The sequence below is a fragment of the Streptomyces sp. NBC_00258 genome (genome assembly GCF_036182465.1).
Classification (GTDB): Bacteria; Actinomycetota; Actinomycetes; order Streptomycetales; family Streptomycetaceae; genus Streptomyces.
On sequence record NZ_CP108081.1, the window covers coordinates 6,912,835 to 6,932,757 of the forward strand.

Genomic DNA, 19,923 nt, shown 5'->3' on the forward strand with positions numbered 1-19,923 from the left:
CTCTACGTAGAGGGCTGTTCTCCGCCGGGGAGCGGGTCCGGAATTCCAACCGGCTGCAGCAGCCACCCGAAGTCGCCGAGCCCGCCCCGGGCGGTCAGCTCGGCGGCCTCACCCGCGCCCGCGAGAGCCCGTACGTATGCTGTCGGGTCCGTGGAGGCCAGGCTCAGGGACGGCCGCTCCCCGCTCACCCCGAGCGCGCCCAGCGCCTTCCGCTGGCTCAGCAGCCGTGCCCCGGGCAGCGCGCACGCGTCCAGTGCCACATGCGCGGTGATGTCACAGGAGCCGTCGGGTACGGGTGCGGTCTCCCTGCCCTCCTTGAACCCGGTCAGTGTCCCGAAGGGCGGCCGCGCCCCCGCGAAGTGCGCGTAGTCCGCCGCCACGGCGAGACCCCGGCCGAGGGAGGCCACGGCAGCGGCCCAGGCGACGTCCCTGGGGAGCCCGACCTCGGCGCGAAGGCCTTCCGTGGGGACGTGGACGCCCTCGGAAGGGCCCTGGAGGGCCTCTGCGGGCGGCCGGACGTCCTCGGCCGGGAGCGGGCCACCCGGTGCTTCAGGGAGCGCCGACGGGCTGCCTGGAGTCCCTGTGAGCGGCCACCACTTCTCCAGCCACTCCGCCTCCGCCCCGGCCACCGGTTCCCCGAGGCACTCCGTCCCGTCCTCCTGTACGAGAACGAGCCGTACCGTCCCCTCCGCGTCCGCCTCGGCCACGTCCACGGGCACGTTGTCGAGCCACTCGTTGGCGAACAGGAGGCCCGTGACGCCCGGCGGGGGCTCCGGGAGCCACTCGATCCGGTGATCGAGTCCGGCGGGGCGGGCGGCCCGTTCCACGGCGTACCCGTGCGCGCGGGTGGCCACTTCGGCGGGGAGGGCCCTCAGGACGCCGGTCACCAGCTCGCCGCGGCCCGCGCCCATGTCGACGAAGGCGAGTTCGGCGGGGTGGGCCAGCGCCTCGTCGACGAGGCACAGGAGCCGGGCCACGGCCCCCGCGAACAGCGGTGACGCGTGCACCGAGGTGCGGAAATGGCCCGCGGGCCCCTCCGCGCGGCGATAGAAACCGGAGGGCCCGTACAGCGCCTCCTCGGTCGCCGGGCGCCACCCGCGCACCCCGCCCGCGCTCTCACGCTTCACTGCGCTCACCACTGCTCCCGACCGCTTCCACCGCGTCAGGTTAAGCGCCAAGTCGAATGAGGCCTCCACCTTGGGGAGTACGAGCACCGGTTACGGATCGACCCTCCGGTTGACCCCTGCACACAGCACGCTTCCCTACGCTGGGTTACGTGCAGCGCCTCTATGACTTTCTCCGCAGGCACCCGATGTGGGTCGACAGCTTCTGGGCCGTCTTCCTGCTCGGGATCTCTGTCGTGAGCGGAACCACCGACCAGGAGGCCACCGGGACCGACCTCCCGGTCGTCGTCATCCCGGTCACCCTGCTCCTCTGCCTGGTGATCGCGCTGCGCAGGCGCATGCCCGAGAAGATGCTGCTGCTGGCCGTCGCCGTGGGCGTGGCACAGCTGGCACTGGACGTGGCGGTGGTGCCGGCCGACTTCGCGCTGCTGGTGATCAGCTACACCGTGGCGTCGAACGGCACGCGCTGGGCCTCCCGGCTCGCCCTGACCGCCGGTCTGTTCGCGGCGCCCCTCTCGCAGCTTCGCTGGCCGGCCGGGGACACGAGCGGCGCGGGCCACGTCGCGATAGTGGTCTTCCAGATGGTCCCGTTCGCCCTCGCCTGGGTCCTCGGCGACTCCCTGCGCACCCGCCGCGCCTACTTCGCGCAGCTGGAGGAGCGGGCCGCCCGTCTGGAGAAGGAGCGCGAGGCGCAGGCCAAGGTCGCCGTCGCCGCCGAGCGCGCCCGGATCGCCCGCGAGCTGCACGACGTGGTCGCGCACAACGTCTCGGTGATGGTGGTCCAGGCCGACGGCGCGGCGTACGTCCTCGACTCCGCTCCCGACCAGGCCAAGAAGGCCCTGGAGACCATCTCGGGGACGGGCCGGCAGGCCCTTGCCGAGATGCGCCGCCTCCTCGGCGTGCTGCGCACCGGCGAACACCAGGAGTCCGGCGAGTACGTGCCGCAGCCCGACGTGGAGCAGCTCGACGACCTCGTGGAGCAGTGCCGCACCTCCGGCCTCCCCGTCGACTTCAAGATCGAGGGGACCCCGCGCCCCCTGCCGAGCGGCGTGGAGCTCACGGCGTACCGCATCGTGCAGGAGGCCCTCACCAACACCCGCAAGCACGGGGGGCCGAACGCGGGTGCGAGCGTGCGACTGGTCTACTTCGACGACGGCCTGGGCCTGCTCGTCGAGGACGACGGCAAGGGCGCCCCGCACGAGCTGTACGAGGAGGGCGGCGCCGACGGCCGGGGCCACGGCCTGATCGGGATGCGCGAGCGCGTCGGTATGGTCGGCGGCACCCTGGACGCCGGGCCGCGGCCGGGCGGCGGTTTTCGCATCAGCGCCCTGCTTCCGCTCAAGCCGGCCCACTGACACGTGCACGCTTCAGCTCCACGAACCGACCGGAGGACCTTCCCATGCCGATCCGCGTGATGCTCGTCGACGACCAGGTGCTGCTGCGCACCGGGTTCCGGATGGTGCTCGCCGCCCAGCCGGACATGGAGGTCGTGGCGGAGGCGGGCGACGGCGTCGAGGCCCTCCAGGTGCTGCGCGCGACCGAGGTCGACGTGGTGCTCATGGACGTACGTATGCCGAAGCTGGACGGCGTGGAGACCACCCGCCGCATCTGCCAGGACGAGAACCCGCCGAAGGTGCTGATCCTGACCACCTTCGACCTCGACGAGTACGCCTTCTCGGGGCTCAAGGCCGGCGCCTCCGGCTTCATGCTCAAGGACGTGCCTCCCGGTGAACTCCTCACCGCGATCCGCTCCGTGCACAGCGGCGACGCGGTGGTCGCGCCCTCCACCACCCGGCGCCTGCTCGACCGGTTCGCGCCGATGCTGCCCAGCGCCGGCAGTGAGCCCCAGCACAAGGAGCTGGAGCGGCTCACCGGTCGCGAGCGCGAGGTGATGATCCTGGTTGCGCAGGGACTGTCGAACGGCGAGATCGCGGCCCGGCTCGTCCTCTCCGAGGCGACGGTCAAGACCCATGTCGGCCGCATCCTCACGAAGCTCGGCCTGCGTGACCGCGTCCAGGTCGTCGTCCTCGCGTACGAGACGGGTCTGGTGCGGGCCGGGGGCGGGAGCGGGGGGCAGGGCTGACCACCTCCCGGGGACAGGGCCGACCACCGTCCGGGGGCCGGGCTGTGCCGTGCGTGACCGGGGCGTAATCGGCGGCCACTAGGGTCTGCGCATGCTCCTGTGGATCAACGGCCCTTTCGGCGGCGGAAAGACGCAGACGGCGTACGAGCTCCAGCGGCGGCTGCCCGGCAGTGTCGTCTGCGATCCCGAGCACGCCGGCTTCGGTCTGCGCCGCATGCTTCCGCCCGAACTGCGCGGGAACTTCCAGGACTTGGCCTCCTGGCGGCAGGGCGTGGTCGAGGTGCTCGATCTCGCCCTCACCAAGCACGACGGAGTCGTCGTCGCGCCCATGACGGTCACCGACTTCGGCTACTTCGACGAGACCGTCGGGCTGCTGCGCGAGAAGGGCCACGACGTACGCCACTTCACGCTGCTCGCCGAGCGCGAGACCGTCCTGAATAGGCTGCGCGAGCGCGGCTTCGGCCATCTCCTTCGGTACGTCGCCGGCAAGGACGCCCCGTTGCGCAGGGAGAGTTGGGCGGTCGAGCAGCTGGACCACTGTCTGGAGCGGCTGCGCGAACCGGAGTTCGCCGAGCACCTGTGGACCGACGACACCACGGTCGCCAGGACGGCCGACCGCATCGCGGTCCTCGCGGGCCTGACACTCGCGCCGAACAAGGACGGCGCCCTGAGGGGTCGGCTGCGGCGGTCCTGGACGAGCGCCAGGCACATCCGCTTCGACTGAGCCGAAGCCGCAGCCGAAGCCGCAGCGCGGGTTGGCCGGAACGCGGGACGGCTCAGCGCAGGATGCCCTCCAGGAAGTCGCTGCCCAGCCGGGCCACCATCGTGACGTCGAGTTGGTGCAGGACGTACCGCCCGCGGCGGCGGGTGGTGAGCAGGCCCGCCTTCTTCAGGACACTCAGGTGCCGGGATATCTCGGGCGGCGTCATGCCGTGCGTCTGGGCCAGCTCGCTCGTGGTGAACGCGCTGCGGGCCAGACTGCGGCACAGGCGCATCCGCACCGGGTGGGACAGGGCCGTCATCCGCAGGGTCAGCTGCTCGACGGAGGGCGGGGCCGCCAGCTCGGGGGAGCCGACCGGGTAGTGCAGCACCGGCTGCCAGCCGTACCGGTGCAGCACCATGAGGTGGGGCCAGCCGAGGCTCGTCGGCACCAGCAGCAGGCTGCTGTCCCGGACCGTGGTGTGGCCGCTTCCCAGCTTGTCGACGGTGACGCGGCCGGCGGCCTCGTCGAGCGTCACCGCGGGCGACACCGAGGTCAGTGCCTCGGCCAGGCCCCTTCGTCTGAGCAGGTCCGTCTTGTGGCGGGCGTCCGCGGAGAGCTGGTGGCGCAGCCGGGACCAGGTCTCGGCGAAGAAGGCCTCGTCGCAGTCCTCCAGGAACTGGCGCAGCCAGGCCCGGATCCTGGGCGGGTCCTCCAGCAGCCGCGCGGTGAACTCCGCCGGCCGGGGTCCGCGCGCGGCGGCCAGGTCCAGCGCGCGGCGACGGGCCCCGGCGTCGGTGAGCGCGCCCGCGCCCTGCGCGTCGTACGGCAGCGCGCAGGTGAATTCGAGGGCCGCGTCCACGAACTGGTCGTCCGTCAGTTTGTCGAGCAGGTCCAGGTCCTCGGCCAGGGTGGCGCCGGGGAGCGCGGTGCCGCCCGCCACCCCCGCATACGGCAGGAACAGGTCCGAGAAGGTCGTCCGCCACAGGAAGTCGGCCTCGCACATCCGGTCCGCGAGATGCGGGTCGAGCCGCGCGGTCACTCCGGTCGCCCAGCCCTGCAGCCCGGGATGGTGCCCCGGCTCGGCCAACGCGTGCAGCGCCATGCAGAGCTCGGCCAGGGGCGAGGGCACGACGGCCACCCGCTCCCTGCGGAGCCCGGAAATGTCGATGGTCACGCTCATGACCTCATGGTGCACCCCGCCACTGACAACGCGGCCGTCGATTGACGAGCCCGGTCAATCGACGCGACGCCCCGGCAGGCCGCGCGCAAGCTGGGTTCACAGACCGGGGCAACCGCGGGGCCCACGGCGTTCACGTCCGTACCCAGTCCCGAAGAGGCGATCCGCCATGAGCATCACCCAGCAGTACCTCCTCGACACCTACCGGGCCCGGCAGCACGGCGACCCGACCCCGCCGGCCCCCGGCACCCACGACTGGCAGGCCATGCGCGAACTGGCGGACCACCGCCGGTTCCGCGCGGCCCTCACCGGCCGTCCGCCCCGGGGCCGGATACGGGCGGCACTGACCCGGCTTCTCGGGCACTGAGGCGCACCGACGTACTGGGACGCGCTGAGACGCGCTGAGACGTACTGAGGAGCCGACTTCTCAGGCACAGGCCCGGCTGCACGGTCGTCGACCGACACCGGCCCGGGCCGGGCCCTCAGCGCGGGAGCCGCGCCACGAAGTCGGCGACCGCCGCGTGGACGTCTTCAGCGGTCCACTCCAGCCCCGGCGCGGCGACGGTGACCTCGGTGAACGCCAGACCTGGTCCACCCCGCTCCCAGACCTGCGGGAACAGGCCGGTCCTGGTCTCCTCGGCCTGCAGCGTCCCCGCGTCGGTGAGGACATCGGCGTCGTACGGCAGCCAGACCTGGAACTGGTGCGTGTGCGGCTCCTCGGGGTGGATCCGAGCCCAAGGCACCCCGGCCCCGGCGAACCCCTCGCGCAGCGCCGCGGCGACCACGCGCGCGTGGGTCACGTACTCCGGGAGCCGCGGCAGCTCCTTCTCCAGGCCGATCAGCGCGGACAGGGCGGTGGGGAACTGCTGGAGGATCTGCCCGCCGTAGCGGTGGCGCCAGGCCTTCGCCTCGTCGACGAGCGTCTTCGGGCCCGCGAGGGCGGCGCCGCCGAATCCGCCGAGCGACTTGTAGAACGACACGTAGACGCTGTCCGCGAGGTCCGCGATCTCGTCCAGAGAGTGGCCGAGACGGGTGGGGCACTCCCACAGGCGGGCTCCGTCGATGTGCACCACGGCGTCGCGTTCGCGCGCCGCGTCCGTGACGGCGACCAGTTCCTCCCAGGAGGGCAGGACGAAACCGGCCTCCCTGAGGGGCAGTTCGAGGAAGAGCGTCCCGAAGGGTTCCTCCAGGTCGCGTACCTCCTCGGCGGAGGGCATGCGCGGCTCACGTGTCGGATGGACGGTCCGCAGGCCGCTGACCGTGCTGAGGGAATGCCGTTCGTGGACCTCCGGGTGGGAGAGGGGATGCATCGCCACCGTGGTATTGCCTGTACGGCCCGCCCAGCAGCGCAGTGCGACCTGCTGGGCCATGGTGCCCGAGGGGAAGAAGGCGGCGGCCTCCTTGCCGAGCAGAGCCGCGACCCGCTCCTCCAGGGTCTCGACGATCCCGTCGCCGTACATGTCCACCGGCTTGTCCAGGTCGTACACGTCCGGTGCCGCGTCCGTCAGCCGGGACAGCAGCTCACCGACCGTGGCACGGAAACTCGGCCGCCACAGCACCCGCCCCGCCCCTCGCCAGGCGATCCTGCGCCGCTCCCGCCGCTGCTCGGCCGTCTCTTCCCCGGCCTGATCCGTCGAACCGTCCGCCGCCTGCTTCGCCGCCTGTTGCACCGCGTGCTCCGCCGTATCGCCCATGCCCGGATCATGCAGGACACGACGGCGACCGGTCACATGAATTCCCCACAGCCTGTGGACAGGAAAACGGCCCTCGGACCAATCGCGTTAACATGACGAGAAATCGTCCGGTACCCCGAGCGGACTGGAACGGAAGGCCGCCGTCGAGTGAGTACATTCCCCCAGCCAGACCCCAAGGACCGCCCCGCACGCCTCACCGTCGGTGTGGTCGGCACCGGTCGTGTGGGCCCCGCCCTGGCCGCGTCGCTGCAGCTCGCCGGACACCGCCCGGTGGCCGCCTCCGGGGTCTCCGACGCCTCCCGGCGACGAGCGGCGGAGCTGCTGCCCGACGTACCGCTGGTGACCCCCGAGCAGGTCCTGGAGCGGGCCGACCTGGTGCTCCTCACCGTCCCGGACGACGCCCTGCCGGGACTGGCGGAAGGCCTCGCCGAGACCGGTGCCGTACGGCCGGGACAGCTCATCGTGCACACCTCCGGGAGGTACGGCGCGAGGGTTCTGGACCCCATGCTGCGCGCCGGTGCGCTGCCGCTCGCGCTGCACCCCGCGATGACGTTCACCGGGACCCCGGTGGACGTGCAGCGCCTCGCCGGGTGTTCCTTCGGGGTCACCGCGCCCGAGGAGCTGCGCCTGGCCGCCGAGGCCCTGGTCATCGAGATGGGCGGCGAGCCCGAGTGGATCGCCGAGGCCTCCCGGCCGCTCTACCACGCGGCCCTCGCGCTCGGTGCCAACCATCTGGTGACGCTGGTCGCCGAGTCCATGGAGCTGCTGCGCGCGGCCGGTGTCGAGGCCCCGGACCGGATGCTGGGCCCGCTGCTGGGCGCGGCCCTGGACAACGCGCTGAGGTCGGGAGACGCCGCCCTCACGGGACCGGTGGCGCGCGGAGACGCGGGCACGGTCGCCGCGCACGTCGCCGAGTTGCGCAAGCACGCGCCCCAGACCGTCGCCGGCTATCTGGCGATGGCCCGCGCGACCGCCGACCGGGCCCTCGCCCACGGCCTGCTCAAGCCGGAACTCGCCGAGGACCTCCTCGGAGTACTCGCCAACGGGACGGCCGGGACCGCCGGGCCGGGCGGAACGAACGGGCCCGACGGAACGAACGGACCCGACGGGCCCGAAGGAGACGCCCGATGACGCGCGCAGGTGCCGAGAACGGAGCGACCCGATGACCACCACCGTGCTGCGCACCGCCGACGAGCTCCACGCGCGCGTGCGCACCGGCCGCCGTGCCGTCGTGATGACCATGGGCGCCCTGCACGAGGGTCACGCGACGCTGATCCGCACCGCCCGTGGGATCGCGGGTGACGGCGAGGTCGTCGTCACCGTCTTCGTGAACCCCCTCCAGTTCGGCGCGGGCGAGGACCTCGACCGCTACCCGCGCACCCTGGACGCCGACGTCAAGATCGCCGGTCTGGCGGGCGCGGACGTCGTGTTCGCCCCCTCCGTGGACGAGGTCTACCCGGGCGGCGAACCCCAGGTCCGCATCAGCGCCGGCCCCATGGGCGAGCGCCTGGAGGGCTCGACGCGTCCCGGGCACTTCGACGGCATGCTCACCGTCGTCGCCAAGCTGCTGCACCTCACCCGCCCCGACGTGGCGCTGTACGGGCAGAAGGACGCTCAGCAGCTCGCCCTGATCCGCCGCATGGTGCGCGACCTGAACTTCGGCATGGAGATCGTCGGCGTCCCGACGGTGCGTGAGGCGGACGGCCTGGCCCTGTCCAGCCGCAACCGCTATCTGTCGGCCACCGAGCGCCGCACCGCGCTCGCCCTCTCCCAGGCCCTGTTCGCGGGCAGCGACCGGCACGCCGCCCAGGAGGCCCTGCGCGCGCGTGCCCGCGAGGTGCCCGCCACGCACGCGCGTGCCGAGGCCCTCAGCGCCATCGGCGAGTCCCGCGCCGCGGCCGACACGCACGCCGTCGCCAAGGCGGCACCAGGCGGCCCCGCCGCGGTCCGCGCCGCCGCCCGTCTGATCCTCGACGACGCGGCCCGCCTCAACCCGCCGCTCACGCTCGACTACCTCGCGCTGGTCGATCCGTCCGACTTCACGGAGATCCCGGACGACCACACCGGCGAGGCGGTCCTCGCCGTCGCCGCCCGGGTCGGGACGACCCGGCTGATCGACAACATTCCTCTGACCTTCGGAGCCGCCTCGTGACCAGCACAGGCATACGTCTGCACGCGCCCGCACCCGGCTGGTCCGTCACCGCCGACGTCGTGGTCGTCGGCTCCGGAGTCGCCGGACTCACCGCGGCCCTGCGCTGCGACGCCGCCGGCCTGCGCACCGTCGTCGTCACCAAGGCCCGCCTGGACGACGGCTCCACCCGCTGGGCCCAGGGCGGCATAGCCGCGGCCCTGGGCGAGGGCGACACCCCCGAGCAGCACCTCGACGACACGCTGGTGGCGGGCGCGGGCCTGTGCGACGAGGACGCCGTCCGCATCCTCGTCACCGAGGGCCCCGACGCGGTACGCCGGCTCATCGAGACCGGCGCCCACTTCGACGAGTCCGAAGAGGGCGGCCTGGAGCTGACCCGGGAGGGCGGCCACCACCGCCGCCGCATCGCCCACGCGGGCGGCGACGCCACCGGTGCCGAGATCTCCCGGGCCCTCGTCGAGGCAGTACGCGCGCGCGGCCTGCGCACCGTCGAGAACGCGCTCGTCCTGGACCTCCTCACGGACGCCGACGGACGCACCGCGGGTGTGACCCTGCACGTCATGGGAGAGGGCCAGCACGACGGCGTGGGAGCCGTCCACGCGCCCGCCGTGGTCCTCGCGACCGGCGGCATGGGCCAGGTCTTCTCGGCGACCACCAACCCCTCCGTCTCCACCGGCGACGGCGTGGCGCTCGCCCTGCGCGCCGGCGCCGAGGTCAGCGACCTCGAATTCGTGCAGTTCCACCCGACCGTGCTGTTCCTGGGCGCGGACGCCGAGGGCCAGCAGCCGCTCGTCTCGGAGGCGGTCCGCGGCGAGGGCGCCCACCTGGTCGACGCGGGCGGCGTGCGCTTCATGGTCGGCCAGCACGAACAGGCCGAGCTCGCCCCCCGCGACATCGTCGCCAAGGGCATCATGCGGCGCATGCAGGAGCAGGACGCCGAGCACATGTACCTGGACGCCCGGCACTTCGGCTCCCACATGTGGGAGCACCGCTTCCCGACGATCCTCGCCGCCTGCCGCGCCCACGGCATCGACCCGGTCACCCAGCCCGTCCCGGTCGCCCCGGCCGCCCACTACGCCTCCGGAGGCGTCCGCACGGACTCCCGCGGCCGTACGACCGTCCCCGGCCTGTACGCGTGCGGCGAGGTCGCCTGCACCGGCGTCCACGGCGCCAACCGGCTCGCCTCCAACTCCCTCCTGGAGGGCCTTGTCTACGCCGAGCGCATCGCGGCCGACATCGTGGGCGGCCACCAGGAGAACAGCCTCCACGCGCGCGTGCCCGCGCCGGTCGCCCACCCGGAGAAGCCCGCCCATCCGCTGCTCGCCCCCGAGGCACGCTTCGCGATCCAGCGGATCATGACCGACGGCGCCGGGGTCCTGCGTTCGGCCGCCTCCCTGGAGACCGCGGCCGAGCGCATCCAGCAGCTGCACACCGACGCCCGCGACGCCCTCGACGTGAACGGCAAGACCGCCGAGCCCGGCGTCGACACCTGGGAGGCCACCAACCTCCTGTGCGTGGCCCGCGTCCTCGTCGCCGCCGCCCGGCTGCGCGAGGAGACCCGCGGCTGCCACTGGCGCGAGGACAAAGGTGAACGGGACGACACGAACTGGCGGCGCCACATCGTCGTGCGGCTGAATCCCGACCGGACACTCGCCGTACACACCACCGACACCCCAGACTTCCCCCCGACACAGCAGTCCCGTCCCCAGGAGCAGTGACAGAAGTGAGCACCCCCGACCTTCCCCTCCTCACCGGCGGTGGCTGCGGCGACGGCTGCGGCTGCGGCGCCGCAGGGGAGTACGACGTCGATCCCCTCGAGTACGCCGAGTGCGGGCTCGACCCCGCCCTCGCACAGCTCCTCGCCGACGCCGGGCTCGACCCCGTCGAGGTCGAGGACATCGCCCATCTGGCCATCGAGGAGGACCTCGACCACGGCGTGGACGTGACCACGGTCGCGACCATCCCCGAGGAGGCCGTCTCCACCGCCGACTTCACCGCCCGCGAGGCCGGTGTCGTGGCGGGCCTCAGGGTCGCCGAGGCGGTCGTCTCCGTGGTCTGCACGGACGAGTTCGAGGTCGAGCGGCACGTCGACGACGGCGACCGCGTCGAGGCCGGCCAGAAGCTCCTGAGCGTCACGACCCGCACCCGCGACCTGCTGACGGCCGAGCGCAGCGCGCTGAACCTCCTGTGCCGTCTCTCCGGCATCGCGACGGCCACGCGCGCGTGGGCGGACGTTCTGGAGGGCACCGGCACGCGCGTGCGTGACACCCGCAAGACGACGCCGGGACTGCGCTCCCTGGAGAAGTTCGCGGTCCGCATGGGCGGCGGCGTCAACCACCGCATGTCCCTCTCGGACGCGGCCCTCGTCAAGGACAACCACGTGGTCGCCGCCGGCGGCGTCTCCCAGGCCTTCAAGGCCGTACGGGAGACCTTCCCGGACGTGCCGATCGAGGTCGAGGTCGACACCCTGCACCAGCTCCGCGAGGTCGTGGACGCGGGCGCCGACCTGATCCTCCTGGACAACTTCACGCCCGGCGAGTGCGAGGAGGCCGTCGCCGTCGTCGACGGCCGCGCACTCCTGGAGGCCTCGGGCCGTCTCACCCTGGACACCGCCCTGACGTACGCGAAGACGGGCGTCGACTTCCTCGCGGTGGGCGCACTCACGCACTCCTCGCCCATCCTGGACGTCGGCCTCGACCTGCGCGAGGCCGACGAGACCTCCGAAGTCCCCGAGACGTCCAAGGCCTCCGACGCGTCGACGACGAGCGAGGCTGAGTAGGCATGCTGCTCACGATCGACGTAGGCAACACGCACACCGTCCTCGGCCTCTTCGACGGCGAGGACATCGTCGAGCACTGGCGCATCTCCACGGACGCGCGCCGCACCGCGGACGAGCTGGCCGTACTCCTCCAGGGCCTGATGGGCATGCACCCGCTCCTCGGCGACGAGCTGGGCGACGGCATCGACGGCATCGCGATCTGCTCGACCGTCCCCTCGGTCCTGCACGAGCTGCGCGAGGTGACCCGCCGCTACTACGGCGACGTACCCGCCGTCCTCGTCGAACCGGGCATCAAGACGGGCGTCCCGATCCTGATGGACAACCCCAAGGAGGTCGGCGCCGACCGCATCATCAACGCGGTCGCGGCCGTCGAGCTCTACGGCGGACCGGCCATCGTCGTCGACTTCGGCACGGCGACGACGTTCGACGCGGTCTCCGCGCGCGGGGAGTACGCCGGCGGCGTCATCGCCCCCGGCATCGAGATCTCCGTCGAGGCACTCGGCGTCCGTGGCGCCCAGCTCCGCAAGATCGAGATCGCCCGCCCGCGCACGGTCATCGGCAAGAACACCGTCGAGGCCATGCAGTCGGGCATCATCTACGGCTTCGCGGGCCAGGTCGACGGCGTCGTCAACCGCATGGCCCGCGAACTCGCCGATGACCCCGACGACGTCACGGTCATCGCGACCGGCGGCCTGGCCCCCATGGTCCTCGGCGAGGCCTCGGTCATCGACGAACACGAGCCCTGGCTGACCCTGATCGGCCTCCGCCTGGTCTACGAAAGAAACGTGTCCCGCACCTAGGCGCCCCGACAGGGGCGCGGGGCTGTGCCGGTTTGCGGCTCCGCCGCGTGGGCGCAAGCAACCCGAGACGGCCCGCAGACAACGCGCGTCCCCCGGTCCCACTCACCCAGGGGCGCGGGGAACTGCGCGACAAGCCCCCACCCACCCGCAGCCAGCAACCGAACCCGCGGAGCCACCCCCGTGAGCACGGCGAGGCGAAGCCACGCCACACCGGCACCCGATCTACGGATTTTGTCTGATTAGCGCGTATCGTCGCGAGCATGCCCACGCCCTATGGATCCCGCGGCGGCATGGCGTTCGGTGCGGAGGAGCTGCGTGTGCTCCGACGTGCGCTCGCTCTCGCCCTCCACCCCCGCCCCGTCTCGGCCGAGGACGTCCAGGACTGCCTCCGCCTGGCGGAGGCAGTCGACGAGGCGGCCCGCGAGGGCGCCCGGCTGCGCGCCTTCCTGCTGGCCGACCTCGCCCGCTACCGCGCCGCGCTCCCCGGCACGGCGGCCGGCTACCTGACGCTCCTTGAGGAGGCCCTCGTGGTCGGCTATCACCCGGTCCCCGACGACCTCGCCGCGCTGCGCGCCCTGCGCGGCAACCCCGTCGCGGCCGACCTCCTCGACCGCTGCCACGACCTCGCGGAGCAGGACGTACGCATGCGTCTCGCCCTCCGTACGATCCCGGCCTCCCGCAGCCGTGCGCGCACCCGTCTGACGGCCCTCCCGGGCGGCCTCGCCGCCGCCACGGAGGAACCCGGCAGGAAGCCCGCGGAAAAGCCCGCCGAGAAGCCGGCCGCCCCCCGGCCCAAGCCGCAGTCCCCGCGCCGAGACCGCCCCATCCCCACCCCCGGCGAGGTCTTCCCCCCGAGGCGCAAACCGGCCGCCCCGCCCGCGAACGCGCCGCAGCAGCTCGCCGCGGTCTAGCCGCACCGTGGGGGCGGTCCACGCCACCCCCACCCCTCACCCGCCCCGCGGCCCCTGGCTACTCTGGACGGCATGGACTACGTCTCCGCGCTCGTGCCCCCGGTAGTGATGGCCGTGTTCTTCACCGGTCTGATCGTGACGATCGTGAAGACCCAGGGCGGCGCCAACAAGGCCAAGGAGGACGCGGTCGTCGACGCGGCCCTCGCCCGCGCCGAGGGCGCCCGCCAGACCTCCCGCGACACCGGCGCCTGACCTTCACCGGGGCGCCGGACGGCGTCCACCCCGTGGCGTACGACTCATCAGCTTTTCGAGTCGTACGCCCTTTTTGTTGCTGTTTGTCATCCAAAGCCACGTCCACCACGTGATTGGCGACATCTCCCCCTATTGTTCTGAGCTGTGCCTCGCCCATTGGGAGAACTCGAAGACGCGGTCATGACGCGGGTGTGGAAGTGGAACCGCCCGGTGACCGTTCGGGAAGTCCTGGAAGACCTTCAGCAGGAGCGGTCCATCGCGTACACGACGGTGATGACCGTTTTGGACAATCTCCATCAGAAGGGCTGGGTACGTCGCGAAGCCGAAGGCCGGGCCTATCGATATGAGGCGGTCTCCACCCGGGCCGCCTACGCGGCGGCACTCATGAACGAAGCCTGGACCCAGAGCGACAACCCGGCCGCCGCTCTCGTCGCCTTCTTCGGCATGATGTCCCCGGAACAGCGCGAAGCACTGCGCGATGCCGTGCGTATGGTCCAAGGGCCGGAGGAAACCCCCGCGCCACAGAACCCGGCGGCGGAGAACCCGGCAGTCGAGAAGCAGACGGCCGAGAAGCACGCTGCCGAGAACCCGGCAGTGCAGAACCCGGCAGTGCAGAACCCTGCAGTCGAGAACCCAGTCGGCGAGAACCCCGCCGCCACTGGGGGCGAGACCGGGCGATAACGTCCGCTCATGCCAGCAGAGCAGCCCGAACTCACCACTAAAGCCCTCACCGTCCGCCGGGCCAGGACCAGCGATGTCCAGGCGGTTCGCCGCCTCCTCGACGCGTACGTCCGCGGCGGCATCCTGCTCGACAAAGCGACGGTGACGCTTTACGAGGACATCCAGGAGTTCTGGGTCGCGGAACGCGACACCGGCTCAACCACGGAGGTCGTGGGCTGCGGCGCTCTGCACGTCATGTGGGAAGACCTCGCGGAAGTCCGCACTCTTGCCGTGGACGGCTCCATGAAGGGCGCCGGCGTCGGACATCAGTTGCTGGGGAAGTTGCTGGAGACCGCCCGCTGGCTCGGTGTTCGCCGCGTATTCTGCCTGACCTTCGAAGTCGACTTCTTCGCGAAGCACGGCTTCGTGGAGATCGGTGAGACACCTGTGGACACCGATGTCTACGCCGAGCTGTTGCGTTCCTATGACGAGGGCGTGGCCGAGTTCCTCGGTCTCGAACGAGTGAAACCGAACACCTTGGGCAACAGCCGGATGCTTCTGCATCTGTGATCGCCACCCCGTAATACCCGTGGCATACCCCCGTCACTACCCCGGCGGCCCATGCCCGCGGGTCCTATGTCCGAAACGCGCACGTTTCCGGTCTTCCCGGGTCCGTCGGTCTCTGCCAGGGGTTTGTGTTTTTCCAGCAAAAGCGGTTTGCTTTCCGACGTACTGCAGTAGTGCATATAACAGGGACGTGAAACAGCGGCGGCCGCCGTGGACCCCGTCCCTGAAGATATCGATGAAAGGAAATCCGGTGGCACAGAAGGTTCAGGTCCTTCTTGTCGACGACCTCGACGGTGGCGAGGCGGACGAGACCGTGACGTTCGCGTTGGACGGCAAGACGTACGAGATCGATCTCACGACTGCCAATGCGGACAAGCTCCGTGGACTTCTCGAGCCGTACGTCAAGGGCGGTCGTCGTACCGGAGGCCGCGCCTCGGGGAGCCGTGGAAAGGCGCGCGCCGCTTCCGGTGGCAGCCAGGACACCGCTCAGATCCGTGCGTGGGCGAAGGAGAACGGTTACGAGGTCAATGACCGCGGTCGCGTTCCGGCGTCCATTCGCGAGGCCTACGAGAAGGCCAACGGCTGAGCAGAGGCCTACGACAAGGCCAAAGGCTGAGCACAGGAACGGCGCAGCCGGATGCGATGGCATTCCGTGGCCATCGTGTTCACGAGTCGTACGAGATCGGGGGCGCCCCCAACGCCCCCACCGAGCGCCGACAGTGTCGGCAGCGACGGCTCCACCTCGCAGCCAGGCTCAGGGGGTCGCAGCCAGACAGCGGCCCCCTGCGAGCCGTCCACAGCGGTGTCCATGGCCGTCTTCACGGACGTCTTCACCGGCGTTTCCGCAGACGTGTGCGCCGGGACATGTACGGAGATCCCCGCAGGTCGCGGAGTGCCGGGCGGCAGTGGCGCCTCGATGCGCCCGCCCTCGCCGATCGCCCTGAGATCCAGCGCGAGAGCCCCCCACTCCAGCCAGTCGAGCAGCCCGGGCAGTTCGTCCGCGCTTCCCGCCGCCACCAGAATCCGCATCCGGTCCGCCCGCACAACCACCGGAGAGCCCGGCCCAAGATGCCGCAGCGCCGCGTACCCCGCCTCCACCGGTGCGTCCAGTACGTCGAAACGCAGCCCCGTCGGCAGGTCCACGGGAGTGCCGGGCACGGTCGGCCAGCCCAGTTCGTTCTCGTACCAATGCCGGACCGTGCGACTCGCGTGGCTCGGGCGGCCCGAGGCGCTCGGGTGGCTCGTGTTGAGCGGTCGGCGGGGAGAAGGGACCGTGGGGACCATGCAAGGCCAACCGCCGGAGCGGCGTTCGAGTTACGCTGGGTGGCTGCGCATGTTCGCAGAGTGTCCGAAAAGTGGGCGCTCCGAAGCGGTCCGCGGCGCAAGGATGTTCGCCCATAGCGGAGGGAACCGGTGCGTTCGGCATGGAGTGTCAGTGCGTACGGGTAAGACATCCCTAGTGGGAGGGGCGACACGCATGGCTCGGGCATCTCACGTTCGCCATCGGCGTACAGATGGTGGGGGTATCTGCCTGGCCTGCGGGAACATCGTCTCGCACCATCAGGTTGGAGCAGATGTCGGCGTTCGGGGTCAGGAGGCCAAGGACGGTGTCGGCAGTTGGAATGAGCGGTCCCCGCTTGCGGGACTAAGCTGCGGAAGGACAGGGAGGGGAGCGTCCCCTTACTGCCTGACCGCTCTGAGGAGCGATTAACGATGTTCGAGAGGTTCACCGACCGCGCGCGGCGGGTTGTCGTCCTGGCTCAGGAAGAAGCCCGGATGCTCAACCACAACTACATCGGCACCGAGCACATCCTCCTGGGCCTGATCCACGAGGGTGAGGGTGTCGCCGCTAAGGCCCTGGAGAGCCTCGGGATTTCGCTCGAGGCGGTCCGCCAGCAGGTGGAGGAGATCATCGGCCAGGGCCAGCAGGCCCCGTCCGGGCACATCCCCTTCACCCCCCGTGCCAAGAAGGTCCTGGAGCTGTCGCTCCGCGAGGCCCTTCAGCTGGGCCACAACTACATCGGCACGGAGCACATCCTGCTCGGCCTGATCCGCGAGGGCGAGGGCGTCGCCGCCCAGGTCCTCGTCAAGCTGGGCGCAGATCTCAACCGGGTGCGGCAGCAGGTCATCCAGCTGCTCTCCGGTTACCAGGGCAAGGAGACCGCCGGCGCCAGTGGCGGTCCTGCCGAGGGCACCCCCTCGACGTCCCTGGTCCTCGACCAGTTCGGCCGGAACCTCACCCAGGCCGCTCGTGAGTCCAAGCTCGACCCGGTCATCGGGCGCGAGAAGGAGATCGAGCGGGTCATGCAGGTGCTGTCCCGTCGTACGAAGAACAACCCGGTCCTGATCGGTGAGCCCGGCGTCGGCAAGACCGCCGTCGTCGAAGGTCTCGCGCAGGCCATCGTCAAGGGCGAGGTGCCCGAGACCCTCAAGGACAAGCACCTCTACACCCTGGACCTCGGCGCCCTGGTCGCCGGCTCCCGCTACCGCGGTGACTTCGAGGAGCGCCTGAAGAAGGTCCTCAAGGAGATCCGCACCCGCGGCGACATCATCCTGTTCATCGACGAGCTGCACACGCTGGTCGGTGCGGGTGCCGCCGAGGGCGCCATCGACGCCGCGAGCATCCTGAAGCCGATGCTGGCCCGTGGCGAGCTGCAGACGATCGGTGCGACGACGCTCGACGAGTACCGCAAGCACCTGGAGAAGGACGCCGCGCTGGAGCGCCGCTTCCAGCCCATCCAGGTCGCGGAGCCGTCGCTGCCGCACACCATCGAGATCCTCAAGGGTCTGCGCGACCGCTACGAGGCGCACCACCGCGTGTCCATCACGGACGAGGCCCTGGTGCAGGCGGCGACGCTCGCCGACCGGTACATCTCGGACCGCTTCCTGCCGGACAAGGCGATCGACCTGATCGACGAGGCCGGCTCCCGGATGCGTATCCGCCGGATGACCGCGCCGCCGGACCTCCGCGAGTTCGACGAGAAGATCGCCGGCGTCCGCCGTGACAAGGAGTCCGCGATCGACTCGCAGGACTTCGAGAAGGCCGCCTCGCTGCGCGACAAGGAGAAGCAGCTCCTCGCCGCGAAGGCCAAGCGGGAGAAGGAGTGGAAGGCCGGCGACATGGACGTCGTCGCCGAGGTCGACGGCGAGCTGATCGCCGAGGTCCTCGCGACCGCCACCGGCATCCCGGTCTTCAAGCTGACCGAGGAGGAGTCCTCGCGTCTGCTGCGCATGGAGGACGAGCTCCACAAGCGGGTCATCGGCCAGGTGGACGCCGTCAAGGCGCTCTCCAAGGCGATCCGTCGTACGCGCGCCGGTCTGAAGGACCCGAAGCGTCCGGGTGGTTCGTTCATCTTCGCCGGTCCGTCCGGTGTCGGTAAGACCGAGCTGTCCAAGGCGCTCGCCGAGTTCCTCTTCGGTGACGAGGACGCGCTGATCTCCCTCGACATGTCGGAGTTCAGCGAGAAGCACACGGTCTCGCGTCTCTTCGGTTCGCCTCCCGGTTACGTGGGCTACGAAGAGGGCGGCCAGCTGACCGAGAAGGTCCGCCGCAAGCCGTTCTCCGTCGTCCTCTTCGACGAGGTCGAGAAGGCCCACCCGGACATCTTCAACTCGCTGCTGCAGATCCTGGAGGACGGTCGACTGACCGACTCCCAGGGCCGGGTCGTGGACTTCAAGAACACGGTCATCATCATGACGACCAACCTCGGCACCCGGGACATCTCCAAGGGCTTCAACCTGGGCTTCGCGGCCTCGGGCGACAAGAAGACCAACTACGAGCGCATGAAGAACAAGGTCTCGGACGAGCTGAAGCAGCACTTCCGGCCCGAGTTCCTCAACCGCGTCGACGACGTGGTCGTCTTCCCGCAGCTGACCCAGGACGACATCCTCACGATCGTCGACCTGATGATCGGCAAGGTCGACGAGCGCCTCAAGGACCGGGACATGGGCATCGAGCTCTCCCAGTCCGCGAAGGAGCTGCTGGCGAAGAAGGGTTACGACCCGGTGCTCGGCGCGCGTCCGCTGCGGCGCACGATCCAGCGCGAGGTCGAGGACTCCCTGTCGGAGAAGATCCTCTTCGGCGAGCTGCGTCCCGGCCACATCGTGGTCGTCGACACGGAGGGCGAGGGCGAGGCCAAGACCTTCACCTTCCGCGGCGAGGAGAAGTCCGCGCTGCCGGACGTCCCGCCGATCGAGCAGGCGGCCGGCGGCGCCGGTCCCAACCTGAGCAAGGAGGCGTGACCCCGAGGGGTTGCGTCTGAGAACGGCCGAAGGGGCCGGTGCCACCAGGCACCGGCCCCTTCGTCGTGCCCGGCCGTGGTTACGACAGCTGGCCGTCGTAGTCCGGCAGCTTGTACGTCTTCTCGGCGTGCCCGCCCGACAGGTCGGTGGCGCTGTTGCCGATGTTCGCGATGATCGTGTAGCCCTTGGCCTCGATGGCCGTGCGCTGGGCCGTCTTGTACTCGGCCACGTCCCTGAACAGGTCGATGAAGTTGCGTACGTACAGGCCCGAGACCTTGTAGCTGGCGTGCTTGAGGTTGTAGTCCGTCACCGGCTTGATGATGTCCGGGCGGGCCGTGACGAAGAACAGGGCGACGCCGTGGTCCTGGGCATACTTGGCGACGTCGAGGACGGGCGCGTTGGCCGGCGACGGGTAGCTGAAGCCGAAGTCGGTCTCCAGCGTGGTGTTGTCGATGTCGAAGACGATGGCCTGCTTCTCACCGGCGGACGCGTCGGCGATACGTTCCTTCAGGTGGGGCAGCGCCTCGGCCATGACGGCCCGGCAGTCCTTCTGCCAGGTGTCGTAGTCCACGTCCTCCGCGGTGGCGGCAGAGGCGGCGGTCGCGACGGTGGTGGCCGCGGTGGTCGCCGCGGCCGGGGTCGCGGCGGTGGCAGGGATCGCCAGGGCCGCGGTCACGGCGGTGGCGGCGGCGGTCACGCCTATGAGGCGCTGCCAGCTTCTTCCTGTCATGGGATGGGGGGTTCCTCTCGCGTCGGAGCGCTGCGGACGTGGGTCGTGGTGC

At 71.0% G+C, this 19,923-nt stretch carries 19 protein-coding genes and 1 pseudogene; 15 read left to right on the plus strand and 5 right to left on the minus strand.

The window, feature by feature from the left end; all coding sequences use genetic code 11:
* Positions 1-2: 2 nt before the first annotated feature.
* Entirely contained in the window at positions 3-1,136 is a 1,134-nt protein-coding gene (locus OG718_RS30805; protein ID WP_443055171.1) for an SAM-dependent methyltransferase, read from the minus strand.
* Between the two features lie 140 nt (positions 1,137-1,276).
* Here OG718_RS30805 and OG718_RS30810 point away from each other — a divergent pair, with 140 nt between their 5' ends.
* From OG718_RS30810 to OG718_RS30820, 3 genes are all read left to right on the plus strand, one after another.
* Positions 1,277-2,479 (plus strand): sensor histidine kinase, encoded by a 1,203-nt coding sequence (locus OG718_RS30810; RefSeq protein ID WP_143640420.1) that lies wholly within the window; start codon positions 1,277-1,279, stop codon positions 2,477-2,479.
* 44 nt (positions 2,480-2,523) lie between these two features.
* Complete coding sequence (locus tag OG718_RS30815) at positions 2,524-3,207, plus strand: response regulator transcription factor (protein ID WP_143640422.1); 684 nt, start codon at positions 2,524-2,526, stop codon at positions 3,205-3,207.
* Positions 3,208-3,298: 91 nt separating this feature from the next.
* Positions 3,299-3,931, plus strand: coding sequence for an AAA family ATPase (locus OG718_RS30820; RefSeq protein WP_306939287.1), 633 nt, complete (start codon positions 3,299-3,301; stop codon positions 3,929-3,931).
* Between the two features lie 52 nt (positions 3,932-3,983).
* Here OG718_RS30820 and OG718_RS30825 read toward each other — a convergent pair whose 3' ends face one another.
* On the minus strand, positions 3,984-5,090 hold the full coding sequence (locus tag OG718_RS30825) for a DUF5937 family protein (protein WP_143640426.1): 1,107 nt from the start codon (positions 5,088-5,090) through the stop codon (positions 3,984-3,986).
* A gap of 166 nt (positions 5,091-5,256) precedes the next feature.
* On the opposite strand from OG718_RS30825, the gene OG718_RS30830 reads away from it, so the two are divergent.
* Positions 5,257-5,454 carry a hypothetical protein gene (locus OG718_RS30830; RefSeq protein WP_143640428.1) on the plus strand — a complete coding sequence of 66 codons (198 nt, stop codon included), beginning with the start codon at positions 5,257-5,259 and terminating at the stop codon, positions 5,452-5,454.
* 115 nt (positions 5,455-5,569) lie between these two features.
* Here the strand turns inward: OG718_RS30830 and OG718_RS30835 are convergent, their stop codons facing one another.
* Positions 5,570-6,781: a threonine aldolase family protein gene (locus OG718_RS30835; protein ID WP_328845723.1), complete on the minus strand. Its 1,212-nt coding sequence runs from the start codon at positions 6,779-6,781 to the stop codon at positions 5,570-5,572.
* A 147-nt stretch (positions 6,782-6,928) separates the two neighbouring features.
* On the opposite strand from OG718_RS30835, the gene OG718_RS30840 reads away from it, so the two are divergent.
* From OG718_RS30840 to OG718_RS30885, 10 genes and pseudogenes are all read left to right on the plus strand, one after another.
* A complete protein-coding gene (locus OG718_RS30840) occupies positions 6,929-7,912 on the plus strand; it encodes a Rossmann-like and DUF2520 domain-containing protein (RefSeq protein ID WP_143640431.1) in 984 nt (327 codons plus the stop codon).
* A gap of 31 nt (positions 7,913-7,943) precedes the next feature.
* On the plus strand, positions 7,944-8,933 hold the full coding sequence (gene panC / locus OG718_RS30845; protein WP_328845724.1) for a pantoate--beta-alanine ligase: 990 nt from the start codon (positions 7,944-7,946) through the stop codon (positions 8,931-8,933).
* Entirely contained in the window at positions 8,930-10,648 is a 1,719-nt protein-coding gene (locus tag OG718_RS30850; protein WP_328845725.1) for an L-aspartate oxidase, read from the plus strand. Before panC ends, OG718_RS30850 begins: the two co-directional genes overlap by 4 nt.
* Positions 10,649-10,653: 5 nt before the next feature.
* A pseudogene (gene nadC / locus OG718_RS30855) lies at positions 10,654-11,643 on the plus strand (carboxylating nicotinate-nucleotide diphosphorylase); the annotation flags it as partial.
* Positions 11,644-11,711: 68 nt separating this feature from the next.
* Positions 11,712-12,509, plus strand: a complete 798-nt coding sequence (locus OG718_RS30860; RefSeq protein WP_306939291.1) for a type III pantothenate kinase — start codon at positions 11,712-11,714, stop codon at positions 12,507-12,509.
* Positions 12,510-12,799: 290 nt separating this feature from the next.
* The gene (locus tag OG718_RS30865) at positions 12,800-13,420 is read left to right on the plus strand and encodes a hypothetical protein (protein WP_328847863.1); all 621 of its coding nucleotides are present in this window, start codon (positions 12,800-12,802) and stop codon (positions 13,418-13,420) included.
* 72 nt (positions 13,421-13,492) lie between these two features.
* Positions 13,493-13,672: a hypothetical protein gene (locus tag OG718_RS30870; protein WP_143640441.1), complete on the plus strand. Its 180-nt coding sequence runs from the start codon at positions 13,493-13,495 to the stop codon at positions 13,670-13,672.
* Between the two features lie 180 nt (positions 13,673-13,852).
* Positions 13,853-14,353: a BlaI/MecI/CopY family transcriptional regulator gene (locus OG718_RS30875; protein ID WP_443055172.1), complete on the plus strand. Its 501-nt coding sequence runs from the start codon at positions 13,853-13,855 to the stop codon at positions 14,351-14,353.
* 9 nt (positions 14,354-14,362) lie between these two features.
* Complete coding sequence (locus OG718_RS30880) at positions 14,363-14,902, plus strand: amino-acid N-acetyltransferase (protein ID WP_143640445.1); 540 nt, start codon at positions 14,363-14,365, stop codon at positions 14,900-14,902.
* A 247-nt stretch (positions 14,903-15,149) separates the two neighbouring features.
* Entirely contained in the window at positions 15,150-15,485 is a 336-nt protein-coding gene (locus tag OG718_RS30885) for a histone-like nucleoid-structuring protein Lsr2 (protein ID WP_055618215.1), read from the plus strand.
* An 8-nt stretch (positions 15,486-15,493) separates the two neighbouring features.
* Here OG718_RS30885 and OG718_RS30890 read toward each other — a convergent pair whose 3' ends face one another.
* Positions 15,494-16,183, minus strand: coding sequence for an SCO3374 family protein (locus OG718_RS30890; protein WP_328845728.1), 690 nt, complete (start codon positions 16,181-16,183; stop codon positions 15,494-15,496).
* Positions 16,184-16,612: 429 nt separating this feature from the next.
* Between OG718_RS30890 and OG718_RS30895 the strand changes: the two genes are divergently transcribed.
* Complete coding sequence (locus tag OG718_RS30895) at positions 16,613-19,141, plus strand: ATP-dependent Clp protease ATP-binding subunit (protein ID WP_143640449.1); 2,529 nt, start codon at positions 16,613-16,615, stop codon at positions 19,139-19,141.
* A gap of 79 nt (positions 19,142-19,220) precedes the next feature.
* Here the strand turns inward: OG718_RS30895 and OG718_RS30900 are convergent, their stop codons facing one another.
* A complete protein-coding gene (locus OG718_RS30900) occupies positions 19,221-19,871 on the minus strand; it encodes an HAD family acid phosphatase (RefSeq protein ID WP_328845729.1) in 651 nt (216 codons plus the stop codon).
* Between the last annotated feature and the right edge of the window lie 52 nt (positions 19,872-19,923).

Coding starts and splice junctions, on each gene's coding strand:
- OG718_RS30875 (WP_443055172.1), top strand. CDS start 13,853: ATGACGCGGGTGTGGAAGTGGAACCGCCCGGTGACCGTTCGGGAAGTC.
- OG718_RS30815 (WP_143640422.1), top strand. CDS start 2,524: ATGCCGATCCGCGTGATGCTCGTCGACGACCAGGTGCTGCTGCGCACC.
- OG718_RS30900 (WP_328845729.1), bottom strand. CDS start 19,871: ATGACAGGAAGAAGCTGGCAGCGCCTCATAGGCGTGACCGCCGCCGCC.
- OG718_RS30825 (WP_143640426.1), bottom strand. CDS start 5,090: ATGAGCGTGACCATCGACATTTCCGGGCTCCGCAGGGAGCGGGTGGCC.
- OG718_RS30865 (WP_328847863.1), top strand. CDS start 12,800: ATGGCGTTCGGTGCGGAGGAGCTGCGTGTGCTCCGACGTGCGCTCGCT.
- OG718_RS30890 (WP_328845728.1), bottom strand. CDS start 16,183: ATGGTCCCCACGGTCCCTTCTCCCCGCCGACCGCTCAACACGAGCCAC.
- OG718_RS30830 (WP_143640428.1), top strand. CDS start 5,257: ATGAGCATCACCCAGCAGTACCTCCTCGACACCTACCGGGCCCGGCAG.
- panC (WP_328845724.1), top strand. CDS start 7,944: ATGACCACCACCGTGCTGCGCACCGCCGACGAGCTCCACGCGCGCGTG.
- OG718_RS30870 (WP_143640441.1), top strand. CDS start 13,493: ATGGACTACGTCTCCGCGCTCGTGCCCCCGGTAGTGATGGCCGTGTTC.
- OG718_RS30860 (WP_306939291.1), top strand. CDS start 11,712: ATGCTGCTCACGATCGACGTAGGCAACACGCACACCGTCCTCGGCCTC.
- OG718_RS30895 (WP_143640449.1), top strand. CDS start 16,613: ATGTTCGAGAGGTTCACCGACCGCGCGCGGCGGGTTGTCGTCCTGGCT.
- OG718_RS30835 (WP_328845723.1), bottom strand. CDS start 6,781: ATGGGCGATACGGCGGAGCACGCGGTGCAACAGGCGGCGAAGCAGGCG.
- OG718_RS30820 (WP_306939287.1), top strand. CDS start 3,299: ATGCTCCTGTGGATCAACGGCCCTTTCGGCGGCGGAAAGACGCAGACG.
- OG718_RS30880 (WP_143640445.1), top strand. CDS start 14,363: ATGCCAGCAGAGCAGCCCGAACTCACCACTAAAGCCCTCACCGTCCGC.